The organism is Streptococcus wuxiensis, assembly GCF_040888245.1.
Classification (GTDB): Bacteria; Bacillota; Bacilli; order Lactobacillales; family Streptococcaceae; genus Streptococcus; species Streptococcus wuxiensis.
In genome coordinates, this window is sequence record NZ_JBFNFE010000004.1 from 66,503 (window position 1) to 80,166 (window position 13,664).

The 13,664-nt window shown below is 38.5% G+C and carries 13 protein-coding genes; all 13 read right to left on the reverse strand.

The features are described 5' to 3' along the window. Nucleotides 1-35: 35 nt before the first annotated feature. Nucleotides 36-524: a DUF6773 family protein gene (locus AB2B47_RS05860; protein ID WP_320693850.1), complete on the reverse strand. Its 489-nt coding sequence runs from the start codon at nt 522-524 to the stop codon at nt 36-38. Continuing rightward, the gene (locus AB2B47_RS05865; protein WP_320693851.1) at nt 514-723 is read right to left on the reverse strand and encodes a helix-turn-helix transcriptional regulator; all 210 of its coding nucleotides are present in this window, start codon (nt 721-723) and stop codon (nt 514-516) included. Before AB2B47_RS05865 ends, AB2B47_RS05860 begins: the two co-directional genes overlap by 11 nt. Before the next feature lie 149 nt (nt 724-872). After that, nucleotides 873-1,283, reverse strand: coding sequence for a GNAT family N-acetyltransferase (locus AB2B47_RS05870; RefSeq protein WP_006151711.1), 411 nt, complete (start codon nt 1,281-1,283; stop codon nt 873-875). 97 nt (nt 1,284-1,380) lie between these two features. Then, nucleotides 1,381-2,754, reverse strand: a complete 1,374-nt coding sequence (locus tag AB2B47_RS05875; RefSeq protein WP_006152130.1) for an amino acid permease — start codon at nt 2,752-2,754, stop codon at nt 1,381-1,383. A gap of 82 nt (nt 2,755-2,836) precedes the next feature. Continuing rightward, nucleotides 2,837-3,319 (reverse strand): transcription elongation factor GreA, encoded by a 483-nt coding sequence (gene greA / locus AB2B47_RS05880; RefSeq protein ID WP_006148148.1) that lies wholly within the window; start codon nt 3,317-3,319, stop codon nt 2,837-2,839. A gap of 74 nt (nt 3,320-3,393) precedes the next feature. Beyond that, a complete protein-coding gene (mltG, locus tag AB2B47_RS05885; protein WP_320693852.1) occupies nt 3,394-5,061 on the reverse strand; it encodes an endolytic transglycosylase MltG in 1,668 nt (555 codons plus the stop codon). Nucleotides 5,062-5,143: 82 nt separating this feature from the next. Then, nucleotides 5,144-5,638: a GNAT family N-acetyltransferase gene (locus tag AB2B47_RS05890; protein ID WP_320693853.1), complete on the reverse strand. Its 495-nt coding sequence runs from the start codon at nt 5,636-5,638 to the stop codon at nt 5,144-5,146. Then, a complete protein-coding gene (locus tag AB2B47_RS05895; protein WP_320693854.1) occupies nt 5,635-6,150 on the reverse strand; it encodes a GNAT family N-acetyltransferase in 516 nt (171 codons plus the stop codon). Before AB2B47_RS05895 ends, AB2B47_RS05890 begins: the two co-directional genes overlap by 4 nt. Before the next feature lie 8 nt (nt 6,151-6,158). Then, nucleotides 6,159-7,493 carry a UDP-N-acetylmuramate--L-alanine ligase gene (gene murC / locus AB2B47_RS05900; protein WP_006151975.1) on the reverse strand — a complete coding sequence of 445 codons (1,335 nt, stop codon included), beginning with the start codon at nt 7,491-7,493 and terminating at the stop codon, nt 6,159-6,161. Between the two features lie 11 nt (nt 7,494-7,504). Continuing rightward, nucleotides 7,505-8,098 carry a cystathionine gamma-synthase gene (locus tag AB2B47_RS05905; RefSeq protein ID WP_320693855.1) on the reverse strand — a complete coding sequence of 198 codons (594 nt, stop codon included), beginning with the start codon at nt 8,096-8,098 and terminating at the stop codon, nt 7,505-7,507. Nucleotides 8,099-8,144: 46 nt separating this feature from the next. Continuing rightward, on the reverse strand, nt 8,145-11,243 hold the full coding sequence (locus AB2B47_RS05910; RefSeq protein WP_320693856.1) for a DEAD/DEAH box helicase: 3,099 nt from the start codon (nt 11,241-11,243) through the stop codon (nt 8,145-8,147). Nucleotides 11,244-11,334: 91 nt separating this feature from the next. Further along, on the reverse strand, nt 11,335-12,501 hold the full coding sequence (locus tag AB2B47_RS05915) for a MalY/PatB family protein (RefSeq protein ID WP_320693857.1): 1,167 nt from the start codon (nt 12,499-12,501) through the stop codon (nt 11,335-11,337). A gap of 4 nt (nt 12,502-12,505) precedes the next feature. Beyond that, nucleotides 12,506-13,600: a cystathionine gamma-synthase gene (locus AB2B47_RS05920; protein ID WP_006152220.1), complete on the reverse strand. Its 1,095-nt coding sequence runs from the start codon at nt 13,598-13,600 to the stop codon at nt 12,506-12,508. Between the last annotated feature and the right edge of the window lie 64 nt (nt 13,601-13,664).

Genomic DNA, 13,664 nt, shown 5'->3' on the forward strand with positions numbered 1-13,664 from the left:
ACACATTTTACCAAGATGGAGAAAAAGCTAACAAGCTATTCCATACTCTCAAGTTCATCCATATCCTGCTCAAACTTTTTCTGAGCCCATTCACCATAACTTTTCAAGCCTAAGTTGCCAATAAATACCCAAGGAAGATAAAAGATATAAGTAAATACCCATGCATAAATGTACTTAATATGTAGAGGGTTGTGCTGATAAATTTCGATATTAAACTGGTAGTTTTGTAGCATCAAGATGGCTGTAATCACAAGAGTTAATAACAGGCATCCTAAAAATGTAAAATGAAAACGACTATAGTAGGTCACACCGAGATCTCGAGCACGGCCGAAAAAGTAAAAAGTTCCAATAATGATAATGATGAGAATCATTCTCGGATTAAAAAGACTTGGTGCTAATACTGCAATCATATAAGATAAAAGCAAGAAAGCTATAGAGATATAGAAACTTTCAGCCCCCGCTTTATTCATCAGTTGCTCTTCTCTTTCATCCAGTAATTGATAATAAAATAATCTATTTTTCATCTTCTTCCTCCCAAAATAATTGATCCAGCGTTTTCCCTAAGCATCTGCAAATGGATTGGCAAAGTGAAAGCGTAGGATTGTACTTTCCAGCTTCTATCAAACCGATAGTCTGCCTAGTTACACCCACAGCTTCTGCCAAATCACCTTGTGTCATATCAAGCTCCACTCGAGCTAACTTTAATTTTAAATTCTTAGCCACTTGTTACCTCCTCCTTAATTTTAAAAGTCGCGCTTCTTTTTTCAACTTTATTATATCATATATTTTACATTATGCAATATATATCTGTCATTTTGTGAGATTTTTTTTACAAAAAAACTCTACCACTTACATGATAGAGAGTTCTATGTTTACAAATCTTTTTGATAATAGTGCCTTTGTCCAGTGTAGGGATAATCTTTTAAGATAAAGACTTCCTTGTAGCCCTGCTTTTGATAAAAGGCTGGCGCTTGAAACTGATAGGTATTCACAAAAGCAAAGCGACAGTTTCTCTTTTTAGCTTCACTTTCTGCTTGCTGTAATAGTTGGGAGCCGATTCCTTGTCCTCGCAAGTCCTCCTTCACAAACAAATACTCAATTTCTAACCAATTCCCGAAAGTCTCTGCTACTAAACCAGCCATGATTTCACCATGTTCATCTTCGACATAAAGGTTTAGTGGCTCACTTTCAGCAACTTCTCTTTTGGAACGATTATAGGAGCGAATCAAGTCTCCTATAATTTGCGATTTCTGAGACTCTGTATTTTCCAATCTTACCTGCATCAAAACCTCCTAAAGACACTTATAGCTTCATTATAGTCTTATTACCAAGAGCAGTCAAACTAGAAAGCTCATCAACCTGAGTTGATGAGCTTATAACTTATTTTCTAAATTTCCATTGGCTATAAATACCAAAAGCAACAATCCAGATAGCTGAACCTCTGGCTCCCATTACAGTTGATTCTTGTAAGAAGAGAATTCCAAATACAAAGATAAAGAAGAGCATAGTCAGAGGATTTAGCAAGCGATATTGGGGCATGAGATAGCCATCTGCCATAAAGTCTTTTGACTTGCGATACTTAAGATGGGCCACCATGATTAAGATGTAGATGGCGATATAAACACCTGATGAAGAAGCCGTAATCAAAGCAAAGGCATCTGATACGCCAGGAAGTACATTGATGAAGGCTGCAAGACCAATCAATACCGCAGAAGCAATGATAGCATTCTGAGGAACGTTGTGGCGTGAAAGTGTATCTGCCTTAATAGCTTTCAAGAAACGATTTGGTGAATCATGGGCAATTTGGTACAAGTGACGACCTGTTGAGTAAAGGGTTGAATTCAAGGCTGACGCAGCGGAAGTCAAAACAACAAAGTTAATCAAGGCTGCTGCCCACTTAAGACCAACAAGTTCAAATACCGTTACAAATGGTGAATCCGTCGCAGAAAGCTCACGCCAAGGAATAATAGACATGATTGCAAGTAAAGCCCCACCGTAGAAGAAGATAATTCGCAAAGGAATTTCCTTAACCGCCTTAGGCAAGACTTTTCGAGGATCTTTGGTTTCAGATGTTGTAACGCCAATAAATTCAATCATCAAGTAAGCAAAGAAAACCATTTGAAAGGCCATGACAAAATTCATTCCTCCATTTGGGAAAAGGGAGAATTGCTCACTAATATTGGCGAGACTTGCTAATCCATAAGGAGTTTCAAAGCCGGTCAAGACCATAAAAATACCCGTCGCAATCATGGCAAGAATAGCAACGATTTTAATCATGGCAAACCAAAATTCCACTTCACCAAATATTTTAACTGCAATCAGATTAACCAATCCTAAAATTGATAAAAAGACAACCTGAATCAACCAAGATGGCCAAGACGGAAACCAAAACTGAACATAGTGAGCAATAGCTGTAATCTCAGCCATACCAATAAAGACTACTGATAACCAATAAGACCAAACCGAGAAATATCCCCAGCCCTTTCCAAGATAGCGAGTAATAAAATTGATAAAGGTGTGTTGCTCTGGGTCTTGATACAACATTTCTCCGATAGCACGCATCATGAGATACATGAAGCCACCTGTAATCATATAGACCAAGACAATCGAAGGTCCAGTTAAACTGATAGACCGACCAGCCCCAAGAAATAATCCCGTACCAATCGTTCCTGCAATGGCCATAACCTGAACATGGCGATTGGTTAGGCCACGCTCCATTTTACTTTTCTTTTTGTGCTTTTTTTCTGAATTCATCTAGTCTCCTTAAGTTTTAAAAAAATAAGAAAAGGAGTGATAGAAAACGCTTTCCCTAAATCCACTCCTTCTTTTTATCCTATTAAGCGGTTTTTTCAACCTTTAAGATTTTAACATCATAGCTTCCAGCAGGTGTTTCGATTGTAACAACATCACCTTTTTTCTTACCAATCAATGCTTGACCAATTGGGCTTTCATTTGACACTTTACCCGCAAAGGCATCAGCACCAGCTGAACCAACGATAATGTATACTTCCTTTTCGTCTTCTCCAACTTCTTGAATTGTTACAGTTTTTCCGATAGCAACTTCATTTTTTGCAACGGCATCGCTGTTAACGATTTCTGCGTAACGAATCTTAGTCTCTAGACTTGAGATTTGTCCCTCAACGAAAGCTTGCTCGTCTTTCGCTGCTTCATACTCACTGTTCTCTGACAAATCACCATATGAACGAGCAATCTTGATACGTTCTACAACTTCTGGACGACGTACTAGTTTCAATTCTTCTAATTCTTTTTCGAGTTTTTCCTTTTCTTCCAAGGTCATTGGATATGTTTTTTCTACCATTTTTCTCAACTTTCTTTTGATTAAATTAATAAATATATGCTTTAAAGCAAAATTATGTGGAAAACCACATAATTTTAGTTTGTGCTATTTGATTGAGGTAATTTACTATTGATATGTTCTTGAACATTACGATCATGTTCTTCTAGTGTTGTTGCATAGTAAACTTTACCATCTTGAACATTGGCTACAAAATAGAGATATTCACTCTTTGTCTGATTGATACTTGATTCGATAGCATCCAAGCTTGGGCTATCAACTGGACCAGGCATTAGACCTACTTTTGTGTAGACATTGTATGGTGAATTAATAGATGTATCAATGGCTGCATCATCAGAGAGACTGATGTTTTGACCAAGTTTGCCTTCTGCGTAAAGGATAGCAATATTACTTTGAAGTGGCATACCGAGGTTTAAGCGGTTATAGAAGATTCCTGCAATCAGCTTACGATCTTCTGTTTTTGCTCCTTCTTTCTCAACAAGTGATGCAATTGTTAAGAGCTCATTTACGGTCAAATTTTTTTCTTTGATAGCAGCATAGTGTGAAGAAAGGTTCTTATCCATAGCTGCAAGCATTGAATCAATTAAACTTTCAACAGTTGTACTTTCTTTGATCGTATAAGTCGCAGGGAAAAGATAACCTTCTAAACGGTAACGAACACCACTATCTTTTGCTGGCAAGCTTTCAAGCAAGTTTGGATATTTGGCAACCTCTTGAGCAATAAAGGTCTCATCTTGGACCTTAGCCAAGAATGCTTCCGCTGTCAAAGGTTCCTTAAAGTCACCTTGAAGTTGGCCAACAGTTTGAGCAATTTGTTCCAAAGTATAGCCCTCAGGAATAGTCAAGTCTGCAAGAGCAACTTCCTGAGGTTCAGGTGTACCACCCTTTTGCAACTCTTTAATGACATCTTCAACACTCATACTCTTTTGCAAGTTGTAATAACCAGACTTCAATCCAGTGTAGTTTTTATACTTGGCATAAAGTGTAAAGACCAAACCGTTCTTAATAACACCAGATTTTTCCAAAACTGAGCCAATTTCTTGAGTATTAGCACCATCTGGAATCTGAACTGACATATATTGTTTAGAACTTGGATCTACTGGTTGTAGAGCTGATTCAGCATAGCGTAGGCCAAAGAATCCACCAGCACCAATTAGAATCAATAATACCAAAACTGTTACTAAAAATCCTTTTAAGCGGGATTTCTTCTTTTTCTTGGCTGGTTTCACAGTCTCTCTCCGACTTCTTCTAGGAAGGTCCGCTTCTTCAGTAGCTTCTTGACTTGTCAATTCTTCCTTGTGTGACGCAAGGTTTACTGTTTCTTTTTCTGGAGCAGTATCAAATGCACGATAAGAAACTGAAACTCTAGTTGGAATTGAATTATTCTCTTCTTTTTCCGGAATTGATTGAGATGACTCAACTACTTCTTCTCGTACTGCTTCTGGAATTTCTTCTTGTACTTCCTCTGCAGCTTCTTCTGGAACTTCTTCTACAAGAACAGGACGCTCAGGAACAGTTGGGGCATTATCAATCAATTGATCAACAGCTGCAACTGATTTTGCAATCAACTCCTCTTCCGAAATACTTGGTTCCTTTTTTTCTGAAGTTGCTTCAGAAGGTTTTGCTAAAGTTGAAAAAAGGTCATCCGTTTGTTCAACTTCATTTGCCTCTTTTTTTAGTCGTTCTAAATCTCGCAAAATTTGCTCTTTAAAACTCAACTTTTCTTCATTTGAATTTTCGCTCAAAGGTATTTACCTCCTTGTTGATAATCCTTAATATTATATCTTAAAAACTAAAGAAAAGCAACCTTAGAAGCCTTTCTACTCACTAATTCTTGTTTTCCCAGACCATATCATACCATTCTTCTCCCGCAAATTGGGACTTAGACTTTCCTTCATTGACAAAACCATGCTTCTCATAGTATTCAATAAGGTAGTCATGACAGGTCAGATTGATTCCCTCTCGTTCATGCTTAAGAGCCACTTCTTTCAATGCGGTCAGGAGTTTTTTCCCTAGCCCTAGAGATTGAGCTTTTTTTGCTATAGAAAGACAAGTCACAGATATATATCCGCCTTTTTGACGACTGTGGTCTTTTATTTCTTCAGTGAAAGACTGGTCTTGTAAATAACGATGAGGGACTACTGGTCCTTCGATATAACCGAGTATCTCTCCCTCTTTTTCAGCCACTAGAAAGCTCGTTTTTATTTCCTTTAAATGTGCTTCAAAGACAGATCGAGGTATGGCTTCTTCAATAGAAAAATTTTCTAGTTCAATCTCTAAAATACGGTCTAAATCACTCAGTCTAGCTTGTCGAATAATCATAGTTCCTCCTGATAAAAGGGATTCTTCCAGCACATGAGAAAATTAACTTCATTTCCGACTCCCAGATCTACTATTCCTTGCTCTATAAATTCATTCATCTCAAAATAAGACAGCAATTCATCTTTACAGACCAGATAAATAGCTGGACTATTTTGTTGAAGAGCAACTTGTTTCATGGATGCAAGCAACAAGGTTCCAAATCCTTGCCCTTGATAATTCGGATGAACAGATAAAGCATCAATCACAAGATTTCCATTACTAATAGCTTCTCCATCTGCCATCTCTACTATCCATCTACTTACTGAGGATGTAGCAAAATCTGTCGCTAAAATATAAGCAATCACCTGATCATCTAAACTAGCTAAGAGAAACGTATCCGCAAAATTACGGATACGTTCTTCTATTATTTCTCTATTAAATGTTGCTTGGAAGTTTTGACTACTCTTCTGTATCAAGCAAACCTGCTCGATATCAGATTGCTGAACTTCCCTTATTTTAATTGGAAATTCCATGGTGTTCCTTACTGAACATTACTTGTCAAATTTGACAAGAGACGTTCGAATGAGTATTCATATGATTGAATGTCACCTGCTCCCATAAAGACGTATACAGCATTGTCATGGTCTAAGAGCGGAGACACATTTTCAACAGTGATAACTTGATGTTTCTTATCAATCTTAGCTGCTAAATCTTCAACCTTAACATCACCATGGTCAACTTCACGAGCTGATCCATAGATTTGTGCTAGGTAAACTGCGTCAGCCTGATTCAAAGCTTGTGCAAAATCATCCAACAAAGCAATTGTACGAGTAAAAGTATGCGGTTGAAAAATAGCAACAATTTCCTTGCTTGGGTACTTTTGACGTGCAGCATCTAGAGTTGCAATGATTTCAGTTGGGTGATGCGCAAAATCATCGATAATGACTGTATCGTTAACAATCTTTTCTGTAAAGCGACGTTTAACGCCTCCAAAAGTATTCAAGTGTTCACGCACCAAATCCAAGTCAAAGCCAGCAGTATAAAGCAAACCAATTACTGCTGTTGCATTCATGATGTTGTGGCGACCAAAAGTTGGAATGTGGAATTGACCCAACTCTTGTCCACGGAAATGAACTGTGAAGGTTGAACCTGTAGTAGAACGAAGCAAATCACTGGCTACAAAGTCATTGTTGTCTGCTTCAAAACCGTAATAATAGATTGGGGCATTTGCCGTAATCTTACGCAACTCAGCATCTTCACCGTAGACAAACAAACCTTTGGTGATTTGTTTAGCATAATCATTGAAGGCGTTGAAGACATCCTCTAAGCTTGTGAAATAGTCAGGATGGTCAAAGTCGATATTAGTAATAATAGAGTATTCTGGGTGATATGGCATGAAATGACGTTCGTACTCGTCTGATTCGAAGACAAAATACTTAGCATTTTCAGAACCACGACCTGTACCATCTCCAATTAGATAGCTTGTATCAGTGATGTGTGACAAAACGTGAGAAAGCATACCTGTTGTTGAAGTCTTACCGTGTGCTCCGGCAACACCCATGCTGATAAAGTCACGCATAAAGCTACCAAGAAACTCATGATAACGTTTATAGCTTAGTCCGTTCTTATCTGCATAAGCAATTTCAACATTGTTGTCTGGACGAAAGGCATTCCCAGCGATGATTTCTAAATCCCCTTGGAGATTCTTCTCATCAAAAGGCAAAATTTTGATCCCTGCTTGCTCTAAGCCTCTTTGTGTAAAGTAATATTTCTCTACATCAGATCCTTGGACCTTATGCCCCATTTGGTGCAACATCAAGGCCAAGGCACTCATCCCTGATCCTTTAATTCCAATAAAATGATAGGTTTTTGCCATCTTTTTCCCCTTTACTCTGTCATATTTGTCAAGTTCAACTCTTGAGCAATTTTACGTTCTTTTTCTGATTGATTTTCTTTTTTGTTATAAATTTGGCTTTTCTTTAAAAAATCATAATTATTTTTCTTTGGTCCAAGATGCTCTTCTTTAGTTGTCTGTTGCATCTGAGGAGCCATTTCAGCCAAAATATAATGGTTCTGAGTTAGTTTGTCACTAAATTTTGCTAGCTCCCCAGGATTTTCCTTTTGGAAAGGAGCTGTTGGCTGATTTGCCTGTCTTACTACATTATTTGAAGGTTTATAACGTTTCGTAAAACTAACATCTTGAGTCAAATATTTTGCTGAACGTTTCCGTTTTAGATCGGCTCTTGCTTCTTCACGAGCAAGTTCAGCATAGGATTTTTCCTTCTTTTCAGGTAGCTTATCTGATGCTTGAACCAGTGGCTTTTTTTCGGTAGTAATTGGTGACCATTCCAAGTAGTTTCTGTCCTGGTAATCTCCCTTGATATTACTAATGAGATCCGACTCATCATATAAGTCCATAAATGGCATCTCTGTCAGCATGATCTCATCATCTGACACTATTGGAAATCGTACTTGTTTCATTTTTATTCCCTTTCAATACTCCATTATAACGTAAAGTCTTGATTTTTCAAGTCTTGGCTTCAGAAATTCCTAATATTTCTTGAATTTCAGTAAGTGTGAGACTTCCACGAGACTCTGTTCCATCCAATACTTCTGAGACCAGATTCTTTTTCTCTTCCTGCAACTCTTGAATCTTCTCCTCAATTGTGCCTCTAGTTACCAGACGATACACCTCAACAGCTTGGTCTTGTCCCATACGGTGGGCCCGGCCAATAGCCTGCGATTCAACTGCCGGATTCCACCATAAGTCTACCAGAATAACTGTATCCGCACCAGTAAGATTGAGACCAACTCCACCAGCTTTTAGAGAAATCAAAAACACATCGCGCTCACCTTGGTTAAAAGCTTTGGTCATTTCTTGACGCTCCTGTGATGGTGTAGAGCCAGTAATCTTAAAGGAAGTTAAGCCAAGCTGAGGCAACTCATTTTCGATGCGATCAAGCATTCCCCTAAATTGAGAGAAGATGAGTACACGATGATTTCCCTCAGCAATTTGACCTAGCAGATCTCGTAAACTATCAAGCTTCCCGCTATCTCCCTTATAATCTTCCATAAATAGAGCTGGAGTATCACAAATCTGGCGAAGTCGCATGAGTCCTGTTAAAATTTCAACTCGATTTCGTTGAAATTCTGCATCGGTCACTTGTCCCAAACGCTCTTGCATCTGTTGAAGTTGAGCTAGATAGATAGCTTTTTGCTGGTCTTCCAGTTCGTTTTTATAAACGACTTCTATCAGATCAGGTAACTCTGTAAGAACATCCTCTTTTTTTCGACGCATGACAAATGGTTTGATAAACTGTGCCACTCTCTCAGCAGGCAATTTCATAAAGTCTTTTTTTGCTGGCAAAAGTCCTGGCAATACAATCTGAAAGATAGACCATAATTCCCCTAGATTATTTTCAATTGGTGTTCCGGAAAGGGCAAAAACTGATGGAACCACAAACTTTCTCAAAATCTTAGCAATTTTGGTTTGGGCATTTTTCATCACTTGGGCTTCATCTAGAAATAGAAAATCAAAAGATAAACTTCGATAGATTTCACTATCCTGACGGAAAGTGGCATAACTGGTTACATAGACCTGATGTTTTTCTGCTAAAATAGTCTCGCGATAAGGTTTCAATCCATGTACGACAGCCACATCCAAATTCGGTGCAAATTTTTTAAATTCATCAGCCCAATTATAGATGAGACCAGATGGAGCAAGAATCAAGACACGGCTATACTCCTGAAGTTGGCTACTTAAAAAGGCGATGGCTTGTAAGGTTTTTCCAAGTCCCATATCATCAGCTAAAATTCCACCAAATCCATAATGGTCTAACATCTGAAGCCATTGAATCCCCTTTTTCTGATAGTCTCTGAGATCTGCTTTGATATTCAGAGGTTTCATTGGAAAATCCTCTGGATGCGTTAAATGATGCGCCAAATGACGAAATTCATCAGTAAAAGTAACCTGGTCCTGGTCCTTAAACAGATGAGATAAGGTATAAGCCAAAGACTTGCGAGCCTGAAAAGCAGCACTCTCTATCTCATCAATTCTTAAGTCTTCTAAATCTTGTCGAATACGTTTTGTCTGTTCATCAAAATAATAGACCTGATCAGACGAGCTAATATAATAGTCCTGCTTGGCAACGAGAGCTTTCATTGCTCGATTGATTTCTTCTGGATCAATATCCTGAAAATCAAATTGAATTTCTAAAAGACTTCCCTTGGATGATATCTGAACTTGAGGTTTTTGAATCTGATAAAGATCTTGCATGCTCTCCGAAATCTTTAATTCTCCAAGCACTGAAAATGCTGGTAAAACTTCCTGAAAGAAAGCATGGACTGCTTCAGCTTTCAAACTTTGACGCCACGAACGAAAATCCGCTTCAAACCCAGCAGATAAGGCCAACTGAAAAATCTGTTTTTCCAATTGAATGTCACTAGCAAAAGGGAGGTTCTCTAGTTCATTACGATTGGTTACTAGGTAAGTTTCATATTGAAATTGCATATCTAATCGAATAGAACCATTCTCTTCTCGTTCCATGTAAAAAGACGGACGGAAGGATTGGATTTGTAGTGAATCAGGAGCTTCTACTTTTCCTAGGCATTTAAACTGTGACAAGGTCGAAGCTAAAAGATCTCGATCACAAGTATCAAACTGTAAGATCTTTCTGCCACCATTATCTAAAGGAACTTTTCTAAGCGCATCTAATAAACTAGCCTGTTTTTTCGTCATCAGGAAAAAATTCCCTTTGTAGAATAATACTTGTCCCCTGTAAAAGAAATTAAGCCCTGTCTGTTCGAAAATCTCCATTTCAAAATAGTTGGATTTTTCTTCAATTCTAAATGAAAACAAACTTGCTTGGCCATCAAAGTCTTGGAAGAGAAGATGATGATAACTCGAAAGTTGGTGGTCAAACTGAAAGGCTTCTAATCCCATCAGTAGACTAGCCCCCTGCTCAAAAAAGGTTTTAGGGAAATAGAGATGTCGTCCTTGATTTGGGAAAAAAATAGAATTGTCTGTTTTCTCCTCAACTAATCCAAGTAAAAAATTCAAAACTTCTTGACTGGCTTTATCAAATTGTTCAAGTCTTAATGAAGTCTCATAATGCTTTCCTATCATGTAAGGTTTGGAAAACTCTATGACTTTTAAGAAAAGAGGGATATCCCTAATCACATAAAATTTGTCTTGTTGAGAAAGACCAATTCTTAAGGTCCAGATAATGCGATTGGTTCCTGCTTCCACCTGCCCTTGAGCAGAAAGCCGATAGATGTTGGATTGACGCGGAACTTGGATAGACTTCAAGAATTCTCCTCCGAAAGTCACCTGTGTCTCAACAGTTTCCTTCTCTTCCTGATTAGCCTCCAGATTGAGTACAATTTCTTGTCCTAGTTGATCATTTTTCAAGTAATATTCTAGAGCTGCTAAATGAACACAGTAACCTCTTTTTTTGAAAAAATCACATGCACAAAAAATCAAGTCATCGTCTAAACTATAACGAATTTCTTCTTCCGCTACACGCGCATAGATGCGATGGTCTTGTTCTTTAATGATTTCAATCTGACCAGTTTCGTAGAGTTCCACTCCCTCCATTCGAAGCTTTCCTGGAATCAATTTAGCCATAATTTCCCCTTTACTTTATCTCTTAATTATACCATATTTTCGCCTATGAAAATAGCCTTCTAGGAAGACTTTTCTCCTAAAAGGCTAGTTTTTAAAGATTTGAAAAAGTGGCAATGATTCGTTGGCAGACTTCTTCCAAAATAGATGTTGGCATGGCTACATTGAGACGAGCGTGGAGGGCTCCTTCTTCACCAAAGTCCAAGCCCCTGTTCAGGATAACTTTGGCTTCGTCTCTTAAAAGCTTTCTTAGCTCTTCATCGCTAATATCATAGGCTGAAAAATCAAGCCAAATGAGATAGGTCCCTTGAGGTTTCATGACCTTGATTTTAGTTTCTTTGCCAAATACATCCACTACATAATTGATGTGTTTCTCAATCAGTTCTTTGAGTTCTGTCAACCAATCTTCACCATATCGATAGGCAGTTTCTGTTGCCAAATAACCCAAACCTGAGATTTCATGTTGATTATTAGCCAGCTGGCGCTTTTGGAAAGCAAGTCTCAACTTAGGATTTTCGATAATAGCGTAGGAATTCTTCGTCCCAGCAATGTTAAAGGTCTTGGTAGCACTGCTTAAAATCAGTGAAAATTCTTTAAAATCTTCGTTTACCGTGTTGAATGACTGGTGCTTATTTCCAAATAGAGCTAAATCTTGGTGAATCTCGTCAGATACTAGCAAGACTCCATGTTTTTGACAAAGTTGCCCAATCTTTTCTAAAACTTCTTTCTCCCAAACGCGTCCACCAGGATTATGAGGATTGCAGAGAACGTAGAGTTTCACATCTTCTTCGACAAAGTCTTTCTCCAATTGCTCAAAGTCAATCTCAAAAAGCCCGTCTTTTTCTACTAGAGAGTTGGTGATTAGTCTACGATTATTGAGCTTAATACTTCGAGCAAAAGGAGGATAAACCGGTGTGTTAATCAGAACCGCTTCACCTTCTTTAGTAAAGGCTTGAATGGCTGTTGAAATAGCTGGCACTACCCCTTCGATAAAGACAAGAGCATCCTTATCAAAGCGATAACCATGATGTTTTTCCTCCCAGTTTTGAACGGCTTCAATCAAGCCATCACTAGCATAGGTATAGCCATAGACTAATTGCTCAGCATAGTCATGGACAGTCTGACGAATCTCAGGTAAGACTTCAAAGTCCATGTCAGCAATCCAGGCCGGCAATACTTGACGGTCAGTCTCTGCTTCTTTCCATTTGTAGGTATGATGTCCAAAACGATTGGGCAAAGTCGTAAAATCATATTTCCCCATAGTCTTATCCTTCCAAAGCTTGACGCAAATCTTCAATCAAGTCTCTAGCATCCTCAATACCAATAGACAAGCGTAAAAGGTCATCGGTCAGTCCATAAGAATGACGAACCTCTGCAGGAATGTCTGCATGCGTTTGAGTGGTTGGGTAGGTAATTAGACTTTCAACACCACCCAGACTTTCAGCAAAAGAGAATACTTTCAAAGTATTTAAGATATGAGGGATACGTTTTTCATCTGCCACTTTAAAGGAAATCATTCCCCCACGACCTGTATACAAAACTTCTTTGACTGCAGGTGATTGTTCCAAAAAGGCTACGATTTCTTGAGCATTAGCTGTTGAGCGCTCCATACGAAGTGACAATGTTTTAAGACCACGAATCAATTGATAACTATCAAATGGTGACAAAACAGCCCCTGTCGTGTTGAGATTGTAAAAGAGTTTTTCGTACAAATCAGCATTATCTGTCACAACTACACCAGCTAGAACATCATTATGGCCTGCAAGGTATTTTGTCGCTGAATGAAGGACAATATCTGCTCCATCTTCAATTGGACGTTGGTAAATCGGGCTATAGAAGGTATTGTCGACGACAACTTTAGCACCCTTAGCATGAGCTAATTTTGACAATTTTTCAATATCAAATTCCAACATCAAAGGGTTGGTTGGTGTTTCGATATAAAGTACATCCACATCCTTTTCTAGCTCGGCAATTAGCTCTTCTTCTGTGTTTGCATAGGTAAAGTGGAAACGTCCTTCCTGCTCCACTTGATTGAACCAGCGGAAAGAGCCACCGTAAAGGTCACGGACAGCCAAAACCTTGCTTCCTACTTGAAAAACGCTAAAGGCTAACACAATCGCAGACATACCTGAACTAGTCGCCAAAGCATACTTGGCTGATTCAATAGCTGCCAAAACTTCCTCTGCCTTGCTACGAGTTGGGTTTTTGGTGCGGGTATAGTCAAATCCAGTTGATTGACCAAATTCTGGATGTTGATAGGTCGTTGAAAAGTGAATAGGTGTAACCAAAGCACCTGTCGCTTTATCTGACTTGATACCTGCTTGGGCTAAAATTGTGTTGATGTGAAATGATTTGCTCATACTTTACCTCCAAATCTATAGTAACTATTGTACCACTTATTTTGGATCCTTCGTTTTCTTGTTT

Excerpts from the sequence above, each read along its gene's own strand:
- AB2B47_RS05875 (WP_006152130.1), bottom strand. The coding sequence starts at position 2,754 with ATGAATTCAGAAAAAAAGCACAAAAAGAAAAGTAAAATGGAGCGTGGC.
- AB2B47_RS05870 (WP_006151711.1), bottom strand. The coding sequence starts at position 1,283 with ATGCAGGTAAGATTGGAAAATACAGAGTCTCAGAAATCGCAAATTATA.
- murC (WP_006151975.1), bottom strand. The coding sequence starts at position 7,493 with ATGGCAAAAACCTATCATTTTATTGGAATTAAAGGATCAGGGATGAGT.
- AB2B47_RS05915 (WP_320693857.1), bottom strand. The coding sequence starts at position 12,501 with ATGGGGAAATATGATTTTACGACTTTGCCCAATCGTTTTGGACATCAT.
- greA (WP_006148148.1), bottom strand. The coding sequence starts at position 3,319 with ATGGTAGAAAAAACATATCCAATGACCTTGGAAGAAAAGGAAAAACTC.
- AB2B47_RS05920 (WP_006152220.1), bottom strand. The coding sequence starts at position 13,600 with ATGAGCAAATCATTTCACATCAACACAATTTTAGCCCAAGCAGGTATC.
- AB2B47_RS05890 (WP_320693853.1), bottom strand. The coding sequence starts at position 5,638 with ATGATTATTCGACAAGCTAGACTGAGTGATTTAGACCGTATTTTAGAG.
- AB2B47_RS05860 (WP_320693850.1), bottom strand. The coding sequence starts at position 524 with ATGAAAAATAGATTATTTTATTATCAATTACTGGATGAAAGAGAAGAG.
- AB2B47_RS05910 (WP_320693856.1), bottom strand. The coding sequence starts at position 11,243 with ATGGCTAAATTGATTCCAGGAAAGCTTCGAATGGAGGGAGTGGAACTC.
- AB2B47_RS05895 (WP_320693854.1), bottom strand. The coding sequence starts at position 6,150 with ATGGAATTTCCAATTAAAATAAGGGAAGTTCAGCAATCTGATATCGAG.
- AB2B47_RS05905 (WP_320693855.1), bottom strand. The coding sequence starts at position 8,098 with ATGAAACAAGTACGATTTCCAATAGTGTCAGATGATGAGATCATGCTG.